At 41.0% G+C, this 19235-nt stretch carries 17 protein-coding genes; 4 read left to right on the top strand and 13 right to left on the bottom strand.

Translation table 11 applies throughout. The annotated features are described in order from the left end of the window. Positions 1–53: 53 nt before the first annotated feature. Positions 54–650: a chromophore lyase CpcT/CpeT gene (locus V7K50_RS16965; RefSeq protein WP_334961943.1), complete on the bottom strand. Its 597-nt coding sequence runs from the start codon at positions 648–650 to the stop codon at positions 54–56. 209 nt (positions 651–859) lie between these two features. Here V7K50_RS16965 and psb29 point away from each other — a divergent pair, with 209 nt between their 5' ends. Next, positions 860–1567 carry a photosystem II biogenesis protein Psp29 gene (gene psb29 / locus V7K50_RS16970; protein ID WP_334961945.1) on the top strand — a complete coding sequence of 236 codons (708 nt, stop codon included), beginning with the start codon at positions 860–862 and terminating at the stop codon, positions 1565–1567. Between the two features lie 69 nt (positions 1568–1636). On the opposite strand, the gene V7K50_RS16975 is transcribed toward psb29, so the two are convergent. The 3 genes from V7K50_RS16975 to V7K50_RS16985 form a co-directional block, all read right to left on the bottom strand. Next, positions 1637–1999: a phage holin family protein gene (locus V7K50_RS16975; protein WP_334798758.1), complete on the bottom strand. Its 363-nt coding sequence runs from the start codon at positions 1997–1999 to the stop codon at positions 1637–1639. A gap of 237 nt (positions 2000–2236) precedes the next feature. Beyond that, positions 2237–2917, bottom strand: coding sequence for an ExbD/TolR family protein (locus V7K50_RS16980; protein ID WP_334961947.1), 681 nt, complete (start codon positions 2915–2917; stop codon positions 2237–2239). 42 nt (positions 2918–2959) lie between these two features. After that, a complete protein-coding gene (locus V7K50_RS16985) occupies positions 2960–3688 on the bottom strand; it encodes a MotA/TolQ/ExbB proton channel family protein (RefSeq protein ID WP_334961949.1) in 729 nt (242 codons plus the stop codon). 273 nt (positions 3689–3961) lie between these two features. Between V7K50_RS16985 and trmB the strand changes: the two genes are divergently transcribed. From trmB to V7K50_RS17000, 3 genes are all read left to right on the top strand, one after another. Beyond that, positions 3962–4609 carry a tRNA (guanosine(46)-N7)-methyltransferase TrmB gene (gene trmB / locus V7K50_RS16990; RefSeq protein ID WP_334961951.1) on the top strand — a complete coding sequence of 216 codons (648 nt, stop codon included), beginning with the start codon at positions 3962–3964 and terminating at the stop codon, positions 4607–4609. Between the two features lie 289 nt (positions 4610–4898). After that, positions 4899–5150, top strand: coding sequence for a hypothetical protein (locus V7K50_RS16995; protein ID WP_334961953.1), 252 nt, complete (start codon positions 4899–4901; stop codon positions 5148–5150). Between the two features lie 27 nt (positions 5151–5177). After that, complete coding sequence (locus V7K50_RS17000; protein WP_334961955.1) at positions 5178–5615, top strand: nitrogen fixation protein; 438 nt, start codon at positions 5178–5180, stop codon at positions 5613–5615. A gap of 564 nt (positions 5616–6179) precedes the next feature. Here the strand turns inward: V7K50_RS17000 and V7K50_RS17005 are convergent. From V7K50_RS17005 to V7K50_RS17045, 9 genes are all read right to left on the bottom strand, one after another. After that, positions 6180–6950, bottom strand: a complete 771-nt coding sequence (locus V7K50_RS17005; RefSeq protein ID WP_334961957.1) for a peptidylprolyl isomerase — start codon at positions 6948–6950, stop codon at positions 6180–6182. Positions 6951–6983: 33 nt separating this feature from the next. Beyond that, positions 6984–8024, bottom strand: coding sequence for an aldo/keto reductase (locus V7K50_RS17010; RefSeq protein ID WP_334961959.1), 1041 nt, complete (start codon positions 8022–8024; stop codon positions 6984–6986). Next, complete coding sequence (locus V7K50_RS17015) at positions 8021–9121, bottom strand: T3SS effector HopA1 family protein (RefSeq protein ID WP_334961961.1); 1101 nt, start codon at positions 9119–9121, stop codon at positions 8021–8023. The genes V7K50_RS17010 and V7K50_RS17015 overlap by 4 nt, the downstream gene beginning before the upstream one ends. A 125-nt stretch (positions 9122–9246) precedes the next feature. Beyond that, positions 9247–10410 (bottom strand): phosphotransferase, encoded by a 1164-nt coding sequence (locus V7K50_RS17020; protein ID WP_334961963.1) that lies wholly within the window; start codon positions 10408–10410, stop codon positions 9247–9249. A gap of 638 nt (positions 10411–11048) precedes the next feature. Then, positions 11049–11294, bottom strand: a complete 246-nt coding sequence (locus tag V7K50_RS17025) for a hypothetical protein (protein WP_334961965.1) — start codon at positions 11292–11294, stop codon at positions 11049–11051. Between the two features lie 930 nt (positions 11295–12224). After that, positions 12225–12968 (bottom strand): peptidylprolyl isomerase, encoded by a 744-nt coding sequence (locus V7K50_RS17030; protein ID WP_334961967.1) that lies wholly within the window; start codon positions 12966–12968, stop codon positions 12225–12227. Positions 12969–13228: 260 nt separating this feature from the next. Continuing rightward, positions 13229–14752, bottom strand: a complete 1524-nt coding sequence (locus tag V7K50_RS17035; protein ID WP_334961969.1) for an HlyD family efflux transporter periplasmic adaptor subunit — start codon at positions 14750–14752, stop codon at positions 13229–13231. Between the two features lie 411 nt (positions 14753–15163). Beyond that, positions 15164–17893, bottom strand: a complete 2730-nt coding sequence (locus V7K50_RS17040; protein WP_334961971.1) for a peptidase domain-containing ABC transporter — start codon at positions 17891–17893, stop codon at positions 15164–15166. Then, positions 17787–18512 (bottom strand): helix-turn-helix domain-containing protein, encoded by a 726-nt coding sequence (locus V7K50_RS17045; RefSeq protein WP_334961973.1) that lies wholly within the window; start codon positions 18510–18512, stop codon positions 17787–17789. Before V7K50_RS17045 ends, V7K50_RS17040 begins: the two co-directional genes overlap by 107 nt. Between the last annotated feature and the right edge of the window lie 723 nt (positions 18513–19235).

Genomic DNA, 19235 nt, shown 5'->3' on the forward strand with positions numbered 1-19235 from the left:
GAGTGAGGAGTTAGGAGTTAATTCAAAATTCACAACTCATAACATTATCTTATTCAATACTGATTTCGCTTGGTGTAGCGATAAGGCCCCATAATCGCTCCCCAAGTTGCTTTTCCAGTTGCTGGATCGATTCCTTTGTCGTAGCTGTAAAATTCTGTAGCTGTAGCTGCAAAACCCAAGGAAACATAGATGTTATTGCCAAGATAAGTAAAGCTGCAACGAGTGTCTGGTGGTGGGGTAGCGGTAAATTTATAGCGATCGCTAGCTAGTTTCTCCTGAGTAACTGTTAGGATACAACCTGGTAATAAATCTAATTGTTCGGGTGTCAGTGTGTTCAGTAGAGCAGGGTTATTACCTGCACCCTTTAATGCACCTGGATCTTGAGGCATATAATATTGTACTTCCACGGTTGCGTCAGAGTTGCTCCCCTGACGCAACCGGATAATTCGCTGGCGGTAAGGTTGATCTAGGGTAATAACGTTAGCCTGTTCAGCAAACAAGGTAATGCTATCTTCTGTGAACAGATTAACTGGTCTTTGCCACAGACGGAGGTGGACATACCAAACTGGTTCGGCTATGGCTTGTTCCCGATTATCAAATTCACCAGCTAGATACTCACCTAAAGCAATTAACTGTGGCGAGAAGTTCATAAATACGATCAACGAATCATTAAGGATAATAATTTTTGGCTAGTTTTTTAGGAGAAAAGGTCTGATCTCCTGTGGCTACAAGCTTATAAAATACTTCTGATGTCTCTATATTGTAAATGAAACCGTCACCCGCTAAAAGCTCAACTTGGCAAAGTAGCCTTTAAGCGACAAAATAAAGATACGTCGCCCTTAACATTTCTTTTTTCTTTGTGAATAACGTCCGTACAGTCTCCGATACAAAGCGAACTTTCTATAATCTTCACACCCGTCCGATCAACACTATTTATCGTCGGGTAGTCGAAGAATTGATGGTGGAAATGCATCTACTGTCAGTAAATATCGATTTTAGCTACAATCCGATTTATGCCTTGGGTGTCGTCACTACTTTTGACCGTTTCATGGAAGGCTATCAACCAGAACGGGATCAAGAATCAATTTTTAACGCCTTATGTCAGGCTATAGAAAAAGATCCGCAACGCTATCGACAGGATGCCCAAAGACTGCAAGCTGTAGCTAAAGGTTTGCCAATTAAAGATTTAATTGGGTGGCTGGGTCAAACTACGTACTTAGATAGAGATGCTGACTTACAAGCACAACTGCAAGCGATCGCCAATAATCCTAACTTTAAATACAACCGTTTGTTTGCAATTGGTGTATTTTCGTTATTAGAACAGTCAGATCCCGAATTGGTTAAAGACGAAAAGCAACTCACTGAGGCGCTAAAAGCGATCGCTGCTGGCTTGCACCTCTCCGATGACAAACTCAACAGAGATTTGGAGTTATACCGCTCTAACCTAGACAAGATGGCGCAAGCACTAGTAGTGATGGCAGATATGCTCTCAGCCGATCGCAAAAAACGCGAACAACGTAAACAACAATCAACTACCCCAGTTGCTCCCCCAAGTTCCAACGAATAGTTACAAAGATGGGAGTGATAAGTTAGGAGTTCTAAGTGAGGAATTGTTAATAACTCCTAACTCCTAACTTTATACTCCCAATAATTTGTAGATTAAGCTGTTAATTATAGTGAGCGAAAACGCCCCAATAATAGCACTCCAAATACCGTAACGCAAGCGAAAGCCCTCTACTAACCAAGCAGCAAGACTAAAACAAACCACGGCGATCATAAATGTGAAAATGCCGGATAACAATTCCAATGTGAGTAAATTTGGTAGTGCAAAAACGAGGCTTAAAATCGGTCTGACTATTGCCGTTATAATACCAAGCACTGCGGCAGAAAAGAAGGCTTTTCCAGGAGTGTCAATTTCAACTCCCAGAGGCAATTTACTAATTATCAACAGGCTGATAGCTGTTACTACCCAAACAATTAAAAGCGTCACAATATTCATGCCACAACCCCTGAAACGTGAATGGCAATTGGTGATAAATTACTTTAGTTTATCGGTGGAAAAATCTTTAAAGCTCAACCAATTATTTATAAAGTAGCAGGAAATTTTTCTCTAGCCGAATTTTATTTTAGATATCTTTAGGTTTAGGAAAAAGATTGAAGGGGAGTGAGGCACGAGGAAGCAGGGGCAGCAGAGGAGAATAACCAGTCCCCAGTCCCCAGTCCCCAGTCCCCTATCTCATCTTTTAAGAGGAGGTTGGGTTTTTTTCGGTGCTACAGGCACTTGGGATGCTGGTGGGTTTGAAATACCAGGATTGATAGGACTGATGCCTTGTCCTGTTGGAGGCTGACTTATGCTAGGAAAGGGTACAGAATTAGGTGCTAAGGGAAATTTAGGGATAATATTCCCTTCGGGATTGATACCTGGAACTGGTGCAGCACCAGGATTTATTGGGAAAGAGGGGACAACAGGCTGGTTAAGTGAGTTTGTGGGTGGTTGAGATGAACCAGGAATAATCCCCAAAGAAACGCGATCGCCTCCTACTTGCCGCAGTAAGTCCAATGTCTCAATTACATCATTGTAAGTTGCTGTCCGCGAAGCATTCAGCACAATAACAGCATTGGGGTTTGCTTGGAGATATTGTTTTAACCTCTGTCCCAAATCTTCCTGTTTTACAGGCTGTTTTTCTATGTAAGTATTGCCAACGGCATCGATAGTCACAATCAGACTTCCGCCCTGTGACGTTATCCCAGATACACTACTAGGGCTGGCTTTGGGCAAATCAACATTTATTGCCTGTTGCCGTGTAAATTGTAAAGCTGCTAACAAAAAAAACGTCAGAATACAAAAAACAACATCAATTAAAGGGATGATTTGAATCTGAACTTCTTCAATTGGAGTATGTAGATTAACTTTCATGTTTCACTCTCAAGCCTGGTTCGGGGGTTGAATTATTGACCATTAATTAGGTGTATTCGGGGGTTCAGGAGGTATAGGAAGCCTAGTCTTTCCTGGCTTGCGGGGTGGAGTGATATCTTCCCGAACAATTGCTGATGTCCTATTGCTAAAGTCAGGAGGAGACTGGCGATAGAGCAATTCCATCTCATTCCCTGCCTTCCGAAAAACTTTGACTTGGTTGACTACAAAACTTTGAAATAGGCGGTAAAATACCAAACTAATAATGGCAACTATTAGTCCCGTTGCCGTACTAATTAAGGATTCACCAATACCAGTAGTCACCCCAGCCGTAGATTCAGTTCCCAAATCGCCAATGCGAATTGAGCGCAAAGATTGGATTAAACCCAAAACTGTCCCCAACAATCCCAGCAGTGGCGCGAGGGCAATCACGGCTTCTAAAAGTTTTTCGCCCCGCCGCATCCCAGCTAATTCATCTTCGGCAGTAGCCTCCAGTGCTAGTCTAAAGGTTTCTGCATCAGTTTTTGTTAGGCGCAGAGGGGCGTAGAGAAAACGTCCTACAGGCTGATGATTTGCAAGTCTTGCCATGTCCGCAGCTACTTCCCAATTTTCCTGGGCAGCATCCAGGATGCGATCAACTATTTGCTTTTCTTGAGTCAACATTCGCAACCAGAACCACAAACGCTCGAAAATCACACTCAAAGCCAGAATCGACAGAGCTAGCAGAGGCCACATCGCTGGCCCGCCTTTATAAAATAAATCTAAAATATCCACTGTTTAAGTTTCCTCCCTCCATGACTAGAGCAAATGTGCTAGGGCATTTTAATTCTAGAGAGTAATGCAAAATGAGGGACTTCCAAAATATAAATTTCTCGACAACCTGAAAATACAGTGTCAGTATGACGTATTTGACTGAGACTGCTATATGAACTTGCTGCTGCGTAGGCAATTGAATGATAGACCGATAATTTTTGGCATACTTTTGCTAGACTTCCTTGTAACCTGGAGTTTCACTACAGGATATTTTCGCGTAAAGGAGAGCAAATTTTGGCAGCAGTCCGAGTCCGCCAGCATGTTAATCCACTTGGTAAAAAGTATCAAACACCGGCAAGTCCCCTTGAATGGGAAAAAATTTATGCAAAGCCAAATCAACCACTACATTTAGATATTGGCTGCGCTAAGGGACTGTTTTTGTTGAATATGGCCAAGATAGAACCCAATTGGAATTTTCTCGGCTTAGAAATTCGGGAACCGTTGGTGGGGGAGGCGAATAAGTTACGTTCTGAATTAGATTTAACAAACCTGCATTATTTATTTTGCAATGTGAATAACTCCCTGCACTCACTTTTATCTTCCCTCCCTCCAGGAAGTTTACAACGCGTTACAATTCAATTCCCCGATCCTTGGTTTAAAACCCGCCATGCTAAACGTCGTGTAGTCCAACCAGAACTAGTGGCAGACTTAGCTAATTATCTGGCGGTTGGGGGGTTTGTATTTCTGCAATCAGATATGGAATTTATCGCGGTGGAAATGCGCGATCGCTTTAGAGAAAATCCAGCTTTTGAGAAAATTGGTACAGGAGAATGGCTGGCCCAAAACCCTCTACCAGTAGCCACAGAACGAGAAATAGGCACGCAAAAAAAGGGTGAACCTGTTTATCGGGCTTTGTTTGAAAGAGTAGAAAGTCGTGAATGAGGAGTAGTGATCGGGCGATCGCCTAACACGATAAATACCAAATCTGGTTTTTACCTTGACATCATATACTTTATATGTATGCAAATTTGATATGGAATAACTGGACATTAGATATGTTCTGTCAGTTGTCAAGATTTTCGGGACATAAATGTTTTAGTTCTGTCTAATTTAAAGTTCTAAAAATAGAGTAAGTAGTTTTCTTCTTTCCTATAATGAGGATATATCAAGTAATTACACTTTAACACTGCAATTACTTAATCAATGATCAAAAATTCAGAGGAAAATCAACATGGAAGGGAAAGAAAGAAAATATAACAGTCAAATTGAAATTAACGATTTGATTGATGGTGCTGTGAAGAATGCTATGACACGTCGGAACGAAGTTTTGGATTCAGAAGAAACTTTATTATCTATGTCTGACGAAGAAGCAAAAAGCGTTACAGGTGGGGCATTAAAATTGGCTCCCACAATACTTGGTAAGATTGTTATTCCTGTTATTATAGGACTCGTAGCAACTGACCCCAACGCCTTATATTCATAAAGATTCTCTCCACTGGAGGCTCAATTGATGGAAGATGTTGCTGTTGATAAAACTACACTTTGCCCCAGTGCTAGACCAGAATCTGAGGATAGTGTGGTTTTCGGAATCATCAGTGGAACAGTTGCAGAACCCCGTGTAACTTATCTTAAACAGCCCTTGCCTATCACTGATGAACTGATAGCAAAAGTTAGTCCAGTTACACCAGCCGAAATTTTTCGGACGGCATCAGCTTGTGCTACTAAAGATTGTCAGCATTTTGATGGACAAGATTGCCGTCTAGCAATGCGAATTGTAGAAAACTTACCCCCAGTAGCAGAAGAACTATCCCCCTGCTCTATACGCCGAGATTGTCGGTGGTGGCAGCAAGAAGGCAAGGCAGCTTGTATGCGTTGTCCACAAGTAATTACAGATAACTACAAAACATCTGAACTGATGCGTCAGGTGGCTGCACCTACTGCTGGTTAAGCAAATCATCAGTCTAAAGTTTGTACTAGGGCGTGTTCTCAGAGTTAAAGTGGGGCTAAGAGGATATTTGAAAAGTATTTCACTGTGACTTTAGGCACTTTTAGATCCCCCCCTAGCCCCCCTTAAAAAGGGGGGAACCGGAATTAGAGCAGAAATCATGTATTTGAACCACGTCTGTCGTAGGGGCACAGCAATGCTGTGCCCCTACCCCGTGGTCTATTTACCTTAAAATAGCTGTAAAGTCCCCCTTTTTAAGGGGAATTTAGGGGGATCTAGAACGTTTTGCTACTAACAAGAGGACTTTTCAAACAAGCTCTAAGAGTCTCTTAAAGTCCCCCCTTTTTAACTAACCTACAAATCTTCAAAACCTACGCAGTATTGCCCCAGTTTTATAATTGGCAAGTTTTGTGTTGGGGTTAAATCCCCATTCCAAAACTTAATTACGTTAGCGACACAGGAGCGTCGCGTCATTACGAATTACGAATTACGAATTATTTAACCGGGATTTAGGGGTATCTAAAAAGTTTCGTTTCCCCATATCTTTGCGTTGGAATACTCTTAAGCCTAATGGTGGGAATTTTTCAAATTTTGCAACCAGGCTTGAAACAAGGAGTCCATAATCTGTTCTCTCACTCCTTGATTTAATTCTATAGGGAACCACTTTTCCACTCTCAGAACGTGATACCCGACTTTTGTTTGCACAGGACCAATAATTTCACTCTCCTTAGCTTCGCTAAGAGGTTTGGCAATTTCCGGTATCAGTTCTACTAAATAGCGAATTCCGACAAAGCCGCCATTTTCTTGCGACTGCTTACCCTTAGAATGTTCCAAAGCCAAAGCAGAGAAAGAAGCTTGTCCTTCGCGTAGCATTTGCACGATTTTCCAAGCAGTTGCCAGGTCAGTAACCAGAATTTGCGATAGCGCCACCCGTCTGTAGTTGTCGCGGTTAGAAACATAAGCGTTATCCACTGCTGCACTGAACAGATGTTCTTTAAGCTTGTTCTCCAACAGCGCTACTTTAATTCCTTGCGACCACTCGTCTACAGTAATGCGTTGTTCCTCCAGCCATGCACTAGTTTCGGCATTTCCCCATAACTTGCGTTCCATGCGAAAAGCATCGCCAGCAGCTTGCCATTCATCATCAGATATTTCAATTCCCAACTGGTTGCAGTTGGCTAAAACTAATGTCTCACGTTCAGCAGCGATCGCTATTTCTGCAAACCTAGCAGAATGACGCAAATATGTCAAAATTTCTGCATCGGTTGCTGGATGGGCTTGCACGGGTTCGTTGGTTAAAACATTGAGCGCTAAAGTTTGTTCTAATTGTTCGGTCATGGCTTAATGATATTTAAGTAAGATTTGTTATTTCTATCTGCTAATAAGCAAACGTTCTGTAGGAATTTCGTCAGGTTTGATGCGGTTGCGATGTAAATCGCCGTATAGGTTGAGATAGTCGATTTCTTCAGGAGTAAATTTGCCCTTTTGCACAGCTTGAATTGCTGCATCTACTTGTTCACGATTTTGCCAACCTGCTAAGGCAACATCAACAGAGTTTTGACTTAAAGAATAGCGATATAAATCTGGGACTGAAGGTTGCCAGCATCCAGATGGTAGACCAGCAGGCGGTTCCCAGAGGGCATTAACCATACCTGATGACTTAAAGGTGACAATCCCTGGTCGATGAGGATCGTCGACATCCAAATGGGGGAAAACCTTTCTTTGGGCTGTACGATGTGCCACGTTGTGCCTCACCATCACAACATCCAATAAAGAGCTATTTAACCACTGTTTTGCTAAATCGTGGTCGTGAAAAGAAGCACCAATATAGCGCACTGCACCCATTTTTTTCAGCTTTTCGGATACGCCAAATACTCTTTCCATCTGGCGCTGACACACTGTATTGGGTCCACGAATATCATCAGAGGCACTAATGCACTTCTCGAATGCAGGATGATTATACTCATCAATCCAGCCCCAGAAAAACACATCAATGTAATCAATACCCAGGTCAATAAACTGGTCGTATAGATAGGTATAGATTGTGTCTGGGGTTCTAATCATGTAACTGACAGTTGCCAGAACTACTTTTTCACGCATTGAGGAGCCGCGTCCGCATAATTGGCGGAGTGCAGGACGCATGGAACTATAAAAATATTGATGTAAATCGCTGGAGTAGAAAAAGTAGTTGATGCCTTGGTCAAAAGCGTAAAGGGTATCTTCACTGGATATTTGACCACCACCACCCAGCCCTAAAGAACTAACAGTTAAGTTAGTCCGCCCAAGTTTGCGGTAAAAAGGCAAATCTGATTTGGCAAATCTACTATTAGCAAGAGCAAGTTCATCTGGGGTGGTTAACTGAGGCTGAATATCATGCTTCGGAATATCAGGGTTAAGATTAGTAATTTTCATAACTTTAATGTTCTGTAAATATCCTCAGATTTGGCATTTAGGTAAGGACGTTGCAAGTCAATTTCTCTCAAAGAGAATTGTTGCAGAATCGATGTTATCCGACCTTCTGGGGAATTATCTTCTTGCTGCCAAGCTTCTAACAATCCATTGGCAATAATTTGACAGCGATTCGTACCAAAACTTTCTTTTTCTCCAAATTTTTGGTCTGGTTCTTCAGCGATCGCTAAACCTGGTGCGATAAGTTTAGTAAATAAAGGGACTTCTGGCAGAAAATGGGATTGGTGTTCTGCATACACCTTTTCTAGTACTGAATGTACAGCTTCATACTTGTTTTTGTCAAAGTAAAGCACTGCTGAGTCATGACGCCCATAATCTGAGGGGTTGTATAACGCTTTAAAGTTAAAAGCAAGGGTGATGGCATTAAGTTGGGTAGTCAAGCTTTCCATAACTGCAACTGCACCATCAGTAGTTAAGTTGAAATAAACTCGTACTACATCTTCCCCATCGTAGGAACCTGCATTGCCAACTGCCATGTAAAAGCCATTTTGCACTAAATTTTTAGGCAGTTTGATGGCAACCAAATCCCCAACATTAACACTTTGGGAATCTGGCGGTAGATGCCGCTCTCGTTCAACGTGCAGTGTTAAACCTTCCTTTTGTACCGCCAAAGCACCATCTGCTTCTTCTTTCACCACTAGCCAATCGGGGCTAAAATACCCTTCACCTTTGTTGCTTTTATGGAGGCGATTGTAAAACACCAAATCCACGCCTAGAAAGGTGTTATTTTCTAGATTTTGGTTAACTGCTAAATTTGTTGTTTTCTCATCCAGCGCTAAGACACGTCTTAGCGAACCGTTGTAATAAATGCCGTAAAGAAAACTAGATAATTGCGCTTTTAAATACTTATCTTGTACATCTGAGGGTAATTGCTGAAAGCGTGAAAATGCCTCAGATGGTAATTCTATAGGTTTGTAGTCAGGGTGTCTGATACAAAATTTGGATTCAATCTGAATTTTATTAACAATATCTTGCAATGAATGCTGCAATGGTTCTGGAATAGCTACCAGTTGCATTTGTAGCGAATCTAGTAGTTGCATAAGTGCTTGCCTTTAACGATGGGGAGAAGGAGAAAGGAGAATCTGACAAGTGTAGGTTTTTGATAACAATGCTGGAAAAGTGAGACTACACCTGTAAGGGGAGATGGGAACAAAAATGCTCTCTTCTAAACGGGAGATAAGCTTGTGGATGTAAGTTCTGATGCTTGCATACCAAAAACTGTGGGAATCGATGCTTCTGGACGGCATAACAAAGACTTGGCCACTTGAAGCATACAGATACCCGTATTACCAAAAGTTTTTTGATATTGCAGGGTTGATTGAATAGCGATAATCAAATCCCAACCAGCAAATTGTATGACTCGCCGTAAAAAGTCAGGGCGATGCTCTAATATTTCTGGAAAATGATTTAAATATGCAATTAATAAATTAGCAATAGAAGGTTGCATTACCTCCAATGGAGTAGTCGCCATCCGCAAGGATTGGTCAATACTCATCGTTTTGTTGGTAATCATACTACTTAACCAGATGCGTAGATAGCTACCAATGAGCGTACCTAAATCAAAAGCTGGATCTCCCCAACTACACCTTTCCCAATCAATCAATCGTATAGTGTTATTGCCAATATTTTGTTCCCAATCTTTAGCCAAAAGGATATTATTTAACTTCAGGTCATTGTGTGTTACACAACTAGGCTTTAAAGAATTTACCAGTTCGGCTATGGCTTGACCTAAACTGTCATATCGTTGATAGAGGGCAAAGAATTTTAAGCCCTCAGAGGGAACAGAAGCAAATATTTCTGGGCCGATTCGTCCTAAATTGTTAATTAAATAGGAAAGATTTTCTGAGGATTCATTCTCCTGTTTTTGAGTGAAAAAAGCTTGATAATCTGTATGATCGAAAGTTAAGCTATGAATACTCGCTATAACCTTACCTATAGCAGAGGCTATCTCTGGAGGAAAAATATTTTCCTTGCCATAGAAAGCCATCACATCACGATAGTTATCTAGGTAATTAAAAATAATAATCGAATCATCTAGATTAAAATGAATTGCCTCTGATATCCAATGGCGTATCTGACTTAATTCTGAGAATTTCTGGACAAATTCCTGAATTTTCCATTCCCACAAAAATTCTCCAGAGGTTTTCCCTTCTTGATTGAGAGATTCTTGTTTGATGAGGAGTTTTCGACCGTTTGCTAAAGTCAGTAATAAGTTAAAGTTCTTAGCTAATTTCGGCTCAATTTTGGTATTAGCTTCGTCGTTTAATTCAAGAAATCCACATGATTTTAGATACTCTACTACATTTTCCGAACTTAAGATCATACTCATATATCAAATCGTTGGCTAGAAAAATCTATTTGAAATTATTGGCTATTTTTATGATATTATCTTATTCGATAAATCTATATTATATTGATTTTATTGATTTTGACAAGTTGAATATAGGCGATTATTTAAATATAATTTCCTTACTTATGTCTTTGGAATTAGAACTTCTACATAATTATGCAACAAAGCTACAGTACAGCTTTTAAAGAGATAAGCCTCCCACTGGCGATGGCCAGTGATATCTGAAAGAAGAAACAAGGTGTTAAAAATATATTTTATATGAGTAAGTCGGCACAATTAAACATAATTTTGTAAATAAATATTAACAAGACTAAAACGCTCTACTCTCTGCCTTGTCTCAACAAAAAATATTAACAACCATCTGACTTAAAAAGATTAGAAAGCAGAGTTTGTGAAAAATGCGGCAATTTATGGTAATAAAAGATAGGTCGCAATTTATCAACAAGACCTATCTTTTATTACCATTGTATTATGGCTTTATTGAAATTAAATCGTACTATAGCAATCCTATTTGACTTGTGAGAATTGTAACCCGCAGAGCCGCAACTTCTTAAAGAAGTCGGGGATCTTGTTTCTTTCTCACGAATGATTTAGGATTGCTATAGTTAGGGACGGTATTAACGACCTCTGCGGGTGTTAGCGAAGGTGTTAGCATAGGTATTAGCAGCAGTGTTAGCATTGGTGTTAGCAACACTAACACCGTTACCGTTAGTATTACCGATGCTAAAAACAACGATATTAGTAAAACCACCCACAATTTGATCAATTTCGCGATTCTCAGATAGTTCGCTGAGGAAGCTTTCAGAATCTTGGAAGAATTCAGAACCAGCTGGACGTAGTTCAGAAATTTTAATGGAAGCCATGATGTTTTTCCTTAAAGAAAATGATTTGACTAACTTTGGTTAGAGAATTAAACTTGGTTTTGTTTAATCCTTGGTTTTATTGTTATTGAATAAACATTGAAAATCAAGCTTTCTAAATCGCTTTTATAGACACAACTAAAACTTTTATGTCTCGAAATTAAAATATTGCTTTGGCAGTAAATTCTATTGGAATAGAGCTTTACTACGCCTCATCCCTTTTTTATAGTTCGGTATGGCTTTGTTGCATAATTAGTCAGACTTTCGTCCAAAAGTCTTGATACTGTTTTTTTGGGATAATTTCTTCTTTGGAAGCCCCTTACATTGAAAAAGTCAATGTTTTATGACTATTTTTACAGACATTAGTGTAGGAATTTTGTCTTTTAATGTAGTTTCTGAGCGCCTACATCGATGAGAGGATGTTTGAAAAGTCTTAGAGGTTGTTTGAAAAGTATCATGTTGTATAAAGATCCCCCCTAACCCCCCTTAAAAATGGAACCAGAATGAAAGTTCCCCTTTTGAAGGGGGATCTAGAACCGGAATCAAAGTCCCCCAATTGAGCGGGGGATTTAGGGGGATCTAGAACTTTTTGCTACCGATAAGAGGACTATTGTTGTCACTGGTGAAAGATTTGAGATAATTCGGATAGCATGATGTTCCACAGAGGTAGTATCCACCTGATGCGTAGTCATTTGTGAGATATTAAGGTAATTACACTTTTGTCAAGAGGGGGCGGGAAAAACAATGTAACAAGTTTACCCTTTGCCAATAGAGTAGAACTTCAGGTTAAGCTTTGGAATTAAGTAGAGGGGTGTGAATAATTCAAGGTTTGTAGTGTTCGCGCAGCGTCTCTACGAGACGCTGCGCGAACACTACGAACTAATTTCAATATTTTTTACCTTTCTTGATATAGTTTGATTTATTCTCACCGACTTACTTAGAGCCTAACTGCTGAACAACATCAACTTTAGAGATTTGTTCCTTTAGCCATTCAGAAAACAAATTTGAAGCAATTTTTTGGTATAGGGCATTATCCAATTCCGGTTGAATAATCTCCTCCACCAAAATCAGGTGTACTCCCGAAGATGTCACTATAGGTTTGAGAAGCTGCGGCGGTTTAGCCGCAAAAACAGCAGCAGAAATTTCTGGCTTCAAATCCTGACGATACACTATCCCCTGATATCCACCTTTGCGACGTAATTCCGTATCCTGGATGTATTTGTGAGCAACATCATAAAAACTGATCTCACCTTCCTTAATCCCATAAAAGAGTTCTATCGCCAAATCTTCATCATCCAGAAAAACCTCATATATGACCACACCTGCATAATCTAGCTGGTTTTGCAAGAAGCAGAGTTCAACTTTATCTGCAAACAGATGAGTGGCTAACTTCCCAGAAATGAGGGTGTTGTAGACAATTTCTTCATAATCATCTATGGAAAGATGATGTTTTTCCAACCATGCCCAGGTATCATCAGCACTGTTGAGTTTGTTTATTAATCGGATTTGGTCTGCTACTTTCTGAAGTTCTTCTGTCTCTACTTTGAGACTCGCCTCAAATGCGGCGTTTTCTACAATCTTGCGGGTAACAATCCCCTCAACAAACTCAGGAATTTGGCAAGATAGCTTGACTTGAGAAAGAATATCTTCGTTGGTAATAGTGATAGTTTCTGACATGATATTTCTATTAACTAGATAGACGACATTAAACGTGAAATGTTGACCTCTCCCAATACGCTTCGGTTAAGATCCCCCGGAAGTTATGATGCGTGTATTGGGCGAATAGAATTCGCTACTCTACTACACAAACGAAGTCCACCTCCGTGGACTAAGAGAAAATCAAGGATTTTTAACCCACGCAGGCGGTCACTGAGCTTGTCGAAGTGTGGGTTTTGTCAGTGTAGCCGCGAATTATATTCGCTAATAATAAAATCGCTCTATAATTTTAAACCGCCCTGCTGCAACTGCTTAAACGGATCAAGCAGAAAATCAATAATCCGACGCTGACGCACAATTACCTCAGCTGTAGCCGTATCCCCAGGATGCAGAACAATACACTTATTAGCCGAGGGAATACAATTTTGTTTTAGGGCAATTTCTAAGTCATAAGCTGCCACCTTGCCATTAGGTGTATCAACCTCTATGGTAGTAGGAGAAATTTCTAATAATTCTCCTTCTACCACGCCATAATCCTGAAAGGGATAAGCATCAAACTTTAACTTTACTGGCAACCCTTTTCGCAAAAAACCACTCTCGGTTGTCGCCATTTGTGCCCGGATAATTAGCGGCGAATCTTGAGGTGAAATCTCTGCAATCATTGTTCCTGGCTGCACCACAGACCCAGCCCGTTGTATCGGTAACTGAAACACTCTACCATTCACAGTTGCTCTTACCTGTCGTTGTCCTAACTGAAACTTTAAGGAGACAATCTGACTCTTATTTTGAGCAATTTCTGCCTGAAGCGTAGTAATTTCTGTGTCCAAATCCTTTTGTTGTTCGTCAATTTTTAGCAGAGCTAGCTTACTGGAACGAGTTAAAGTCTCATAACTCCTTTCCTGTTCTTTTAATCGCAATAGTGCCTGCTCAATATCTACATTTGCTTGCCGAATAGTCCGCTCATAATTACTCTCTTGTTCTAGCAAACGTAGTTTAGCCTGCTGAATATCTGACTTATTTTGTTCGTATAACTGTTGCTTGTCTTTAGTTATATCTTGCTTCTCCACAACATAAGTTTCTGAAACAATCCCTGACTGCCAAAGACTGCGATAGCGTTCAACTTCTCGCTCGCTACTCGCCAAACGACTGTTGATTAACTTATTAGCTGTTTTATTATGCTCAAAAGTTTGTCGTGCCTGATTTACTTGAGCTAATTTTTCGTCTTTTTGTAAGTTGTATGAATTCCTAAGAGCATTCATATTCTGTCGTGCTTGGTCAATTTGAGACTGCTTTTCTAACTGTTGAGATTGGTTCTGTTGCTCTTGAGTTGTCAAAGATACAATTAACTGACTTTTAGATGAATTTAACTGAGAAAGTCGATTTAATTGTCCTTCTAACTTTTCCTGTGCTTGGCGCAATTCTGCCTTAACTAATTCCGATTCCAATACCAATAAAGTCTCCCCAACTTGAACCGAATCACCTTCCTTTACTCGAATTTCGGCAACAGTCCCAGCCACCGCAGCATCCAGCTTAACCGTCTTTCCCTTTGGTTCAAGTCGCCCTGTTGCTGTACCCGTTTCATCCACCTTAGATAGCATCGCCCAAGGTAAAATGATCGACACAAACACCACCAAAAAATATACTAATCCTCTTGTCCAAACTTGGGGTAAACTATCAAGTAAATCCTTGGTTGCATCAGCCCAATCATCAGTTGATCTAGCTGGTGTTTGCTCAGTTAAAAATTCCTCGCCTTGTTCTACCTCGTGGATTTCGGTTTGAACCTTTCCATTCAATATATTTGGCATAATTTTTCCTCATATCAATTTGGGATTTTGAATTTTGGGAATGGGGACAATACGGTTTGGTTAATATGTTTGGCTCTCGGAGATCCCCCCCTAACCCCCCTTAAAAAGGGGGGAACCGGAATCAAAGTCCCACTTTTTAAGGGGAGCCACTGCGCCCTTGCGGTTTCCCGACTTGTTCGCGCAGCGTCTCCCCTTGGGAGAAGCACGTGGCGTGGATTTAGGAGGATCTACAAGTCTTTGATAAGCTAAAAATCTTTTAATTTGCATCCTCCAAAAAATAAATCTCTTGTGGGGTGGGCAACATGAGCGCCCTAGTTGTGCAATCTTATTTGCGCGACAGCTTACATCACAAACAGTTTTTCAAACATTCTCTTAAAAAAGGGGGCTTTGTCTCCTTTTCATCGTCTTTTTTCACCCTGCAACATCCAACTGCTGATGATTGAGATAAAAATAATGTCCACGCTTTGCCATCAACTCTTGGTGAGTTCCACTCTCAATCAAAACGCCGCGATCTAGCACTAAAATCAAATTTGCATTCCGCACAGTTGAAAGGCGATGGGCGATTATTAAGGTGGTTCTGCCTTGAAGAATTGTGTTTAAATTTGTCTGAATAATCCTTTCTGATTCTGCATCCAGATGGGAAGTCGCCTCATCCAAAATCAACAGCTTGGGATTGCCTAACAACGCCTTAGCGATCGCAATTCTTTGGCGCTGTCCTCCAGACAACATCCCCCCTCCTTCACCAATCTGGCTTTCATAACCCATAGGTAACTTTTTAATAAACTCATCGGCACCCGCCAATCGCGCCGCCTCAATAATCTCTGCCAAAGTTGCCCCAGGATCTGCCAAGCTAATATTTTCCCGAATTGTTCCGCCAAACAAAAAGGTATCTTGGTCAACTACTCCAACTTGCTCGCGTAGAGAACGCAACGAAAGACTGGTAATATCGTGACCATCAATCAATATTTTGCCATCCGTGGGGGGATATAACCCCAAAACCAGCTTAGAAATCGTGGTTTTCCCCGAACCACTCCGTCCTACCAGAGCAACCATTTCCCCACTATGTACTTCAAAACTGAGATTTTCCAAAACATTGATATCGCTTTCAGGGTGATAGCGAAACGTCACATTTTCAAAACGAATGTTACCTTGAATGGCTGGTAAAGATTGCCGTACCTGGTGCTGCAAATCCTCTTCTGGTTCCGCATCCAAGACATCATTAATGCGTTCCACAGCAATTACCACTTCTTGCAATTGATTCCACAAAACTGTTAATCGTTGGAAGGGTGTAATAATATTTCCTAACAACATATTAAATGCTACCAATTGCCCAATGGTTAGCTGGTTATGAATCACTTGGTACGCCCCAAACCAAAGCAATATGGTAGTTATCACTGCTTCAATTGTGTTGCTAAATATTTGCAGGCGATTGCTGATCATTTGCCCAGAAAAAGTAGTTTTTATTTCCTTACTTAATAACTCTTCCCAATGCCAACGCACTGTCTGTTCCACCGCCGTGGATTTAACTGTTCGGATACCAGAAAGAGCTTCAATTAGATAGCTACTTTCCTTCGCAACAGCACCAAATATTTCCCTAGAAATCTTTTGTAAAAAAGGTGTGGCAATTAATGCCAGCAGGAAAAAAGGCGGTACAATCACCAACACGAGTAACGCCATTTTCCAACTGTACCAAAACATCAATCCTAAATAGATAACGACAGTGAGTAAATCAAGCAGGATGGACAACGCCTCACCGGAGAGGAATTGTTGAATTTTGCGGTTTTCCTGGACACGAGAGACAATATCCCCTACATAACGAGACTCAAAGTAACTCAAGGGTAGCCGCAGCGTATGGCGAATAAATCCCACAATCAGGGCTAAATCGAGCTTATTCGCCGTGTGGTCTAACAAATATTGCCGCAACCCTGTCATGGCCACACGGAATAAACTAAAAATCAGTAACCCTAACCCCACCGCCGTTAAGGTTAATTCAGAACGCTGCACCACCACTCGGTCTAAAATTAACTGGGTGAATAGGGGGGTAACAAGTCCAAATATCTGAATAAATACCGAAGCGACAAACACTTCCAGGATTACTAAAGAGTGAGGCTTCATCAACTCAAAGAATTGCCAAAAGGGGGTGGAAGTCTCCTTGGTGTCCTTGAGCATGGCTGTCGGTTGCAGCAGCAGTGCGTAACCAGTCCAGTTGGCTTTAAATTCGGCGTGACTCAAGGTGCGTTGTCCAATGGCGGGGTCGCCGACAATGACGTGTTTGGGGCTAATTTCGTAGACAACGATGTAATGTTTGCCTTCCCAATGAGCGATCGCAGGTAACTTTTGCTTTGCCAATTGGTCAAGACTCGCTTTCACCGGTCGTGTGGTAAACCCAATACTTTCCGCCGCCGCCGATAACCCCCGCAGCGACGAACCATTGCGGTCAACATTGGCCATATCCCGCAGGCGATTTACACTAAAGTTTTTCCCCCAATAGCGAGACACCATCACTAAACAAGCTGCACCGCAATCCGATCCACTCTGTTGGGCAAAATACGGATAGCGCCGAATCACACGCTGTAATAAATGCCCAACTCGCTGCGTGGAGTTGGGAAAATAGGCTTTGCTAATCTTTCTCTGGCGTGACTCTACTGCTGGCGTTGATAAAATATTGGTTTCATCCAGTCGTTTGAAGTTAGATGGCAGTATTGGGGCGTTATCTGAGTCTACTTGTTGGGGATTACGCGATCGCGCCCTAGCCCACAAATGCTCTCGAATTTGCGGATATTTAGCCATCAATGACCACAACACTTCAGCCGGAACAAACCACAGTTGCAAGTTAACTGAAGCCCTGGCTGCATAGGGTTTAAAGTCACCCTCCTTAAACAAGGTAAATTCCCCAAATGAGTCTCCTGCTTCCAAAGTGGCGATTAACTCATCGGCGCTATCTAGCAACCTGACCTTACCAGCGATCGCAATATAAATTCCTGGTTGAGCGTCAGATCCTTGCCAAAATTTGCCGACTTTCGGATTAATAAATTTACCTTGTTGAAGACAGGATTGAAATTCCTCTGTGGAAAGAGAATAACCCAGAGTATTGTTGAACTGTTGCAGAGAGACCAACTGAGTGGATATATCTTGCGCCATGAACGTCTATATCTTTTTTTAATTTTGCAAAATTAATCATTAACAATTCTGAATTATCGGGAAGAGTTATCGATTTCAGGTCACTAATCAAAATTTTGGAACTATGAGCCTGTTCATTGCTGCTTCGTTCAACATTACTGGCTTTTGGTAGCGTAGATAACCCCATCTGTTTGAGCAGTCGGTTAATATGGCGATCGCTCACCTCAATCCCAAATTCTTTCACCAGATGTTTCCCCAGCCAGTTTGTTGTCCACCGTCGAAAAACATAGCCATGATCGCGGGGACTGCTATTAACCAGTTCTTTCAAACGTTCTAAATACTGGTCATTTATTGCTTTAGGACGACCAATGGGACAATCTTGCCATTGGTGCGCCATCCCAGTCCGGGCTATGTGCATCCAATACCGTGCTGTTGCTGGACAACACCCCAAAATTTGACAAATTTCCCTTTGAGTTTTTCCCTCATCAGCTAATAACATGATTTCAATACGTTGTCGGTAAGATTCAGGTAAACTTTGTTCTAAACTTTCTAACAGTAACTTCCTCTGAAATAATGTTAAATACTTACTGCTAGTCAACCTTGTATGTTTTGTTTCAATTTTCATTTGCCAGTCGGACATAAACGTAGAATCCACTAGTTTTTTAGACACACGAATGTCTTATGCTTGATGCATAATTTGGCACTTCTCTCTCATCTAAGTAGAGATAAGTAGAAATATGTAAAAGCTAATTTTTAGAACTGGCTATATATAGCTAGTTCTAGCTATATATAGTTATTTATCATGTTTTTTTTAAATTTGGTGTAAGGAATTGTATTTTTACAATTGATATTTTTACAACAAAGTTTTGGATATTGCTTTTGTAATAACAGGTTAAGTGGGCGTAAATATTTGTCGTTGGGTTCAGGCATAAGTCAGTAGGGAAGAGGGTTTTAGCCTCGTCAATCTTTCTTTACATACTTTGGTTTGATTCTGCCACCGACTAAGATGAAGCTACAAATACTATTTATAAATTCCGAAAGCAGTCGTGAGAGTTTAATAAAGTTTCTGTAAAGATATTTTATTTAGACAGAGAAAAAAGATTTATAGCAGAATCGCTGTCAGCACAGATTAACATTCCTTAGAGAGCAGTTTTTAATTTAATAGACTATGCCTAAGAGGATGTTTGAAAAGTCCTTTTCTTAGTAGCAAAACGTTTTAGATCCCCCTAAATCCACGCCACGTGCTTCTCCCAAGAGGAACCGCAAGGGCGCAGTGCCTCCCCGATAAATTGGGGGACTTTGATTCCAGTTCCCCCCTTTTTAAGGGGAGCCAGCGCGGTCTTGGGGTCTCCCCAAGTAGAGC

This window comes from Nostoc sp. (assembly GCF_036917135.1).
In the GTDB taxonomy this organism is placed as follows: Bacteria; Cyanobacteriota; Cyanobacteriia; order Cyanobacteriales; family Nostocaceae; genus Nostoc.

Excerpts from the sequence above, each read along its gene's own strand:
- V7K50_RS17010 (WP_334961959.1), bottom strand. The coding sequence starts at position 8,024 with ATGAAAATTACTAATCTTAACCCTGATATTCCGAAGCATGATATTCAG.
- V7K50_RS16995 (WP_334961953.1), top strand. The coding sequence starts at position 4,899 with ATGGAAGGGAAAGAAAGAAAATATAACAGTCAAATTGAAATTAACGAT.
- V7K50_RS16975 (WP_334798758.1), bottom strand. The coding sequence starts at position 1,999 with ATGAATATTGTGACGCTTTTAATTGTTTGGGTAGTAACAGCTATCAGC.
- V7K50_RS17000 (WP_334961955.1), top strand. The coding sequence starts at position 5,178 with ATGGAAGATGTTGCTGTTGATAAAACTACACTTTGCCCCAGTGCTAGA.
- V7K50_RS17005 (WP_334961957.1), bottom strand. The coding sequence starts at position 6,950 with ATGACCGAACAATTAGAACAAACTTTAGCGCTCAATGTTTTAACCAAC.
- V7K50_RS17040 (WP_334961971.1), bottom strand. The coding sequence starts at position 17,893 with ATGGCGCAAGATATATCCACTCAGTTGGTCTCTCTGCAACAGTTCAAC.
- V7K50_RS17030 (WP_334961967.1), bottom strand. The coding sequence starts at position 12,968 with ATGTCAGAAACTATCACTATTACCAACGAAGATATTCTTTCTCAAGTC.
- V7K50_RS16980 (WP_334961947.1), bottom strand. The coding sequence starts at position 2,917 with ATGAAAGTTAATCTACATACTCCAATTGAAGAAGTTCAGATTCAAATC.
- V7K50_RS17045 (WP_334961973.1), bottom strand. The coding sequence starts at position 18,512 with ATGTCCGACTGGCAAATGAAAATTGAAACAAAACATACAAGGTTGACT.
- V7K50_RS16965 (WP_334961943.1), bottom strand. The coding sequence starts at position 650 with ATGAACTTCTCGCCACAGTTAATTGCTTTAGGTGAGTATCTAGCTGGT.
- V7K50_RS17025 (WP_334961965.1), bottom strand. The coding sequence starts at position 11,294 with ATGGCTTCCATTAAAATTTCTGAACTACGTCCAGCTGGTTCTGAATTC.
- V7K50_RS17020 (WP_334961963.1), bottom strand. The coding sequence starts at position 10,410 with ATGAGTATGATCTTAAGTTCGGAAAATGTAGTAGAGTATCTAAAATCA.
- V7K50_RS17035 (WP_334961969.1), bottom strand. The coding sequence starts at position 14,752 with ATGCCAAATATATTGAATGGAAAGGTTCAAACCGAAATCCACGAGGTA.
- V7K50_RS17015 (WP_334961961.1), bottom strand. The coding sequence starts at position 9,121 with ATGCAACTACTAGATTCGCTACAAATGCAACTGGTAGCTATTCCAGAA.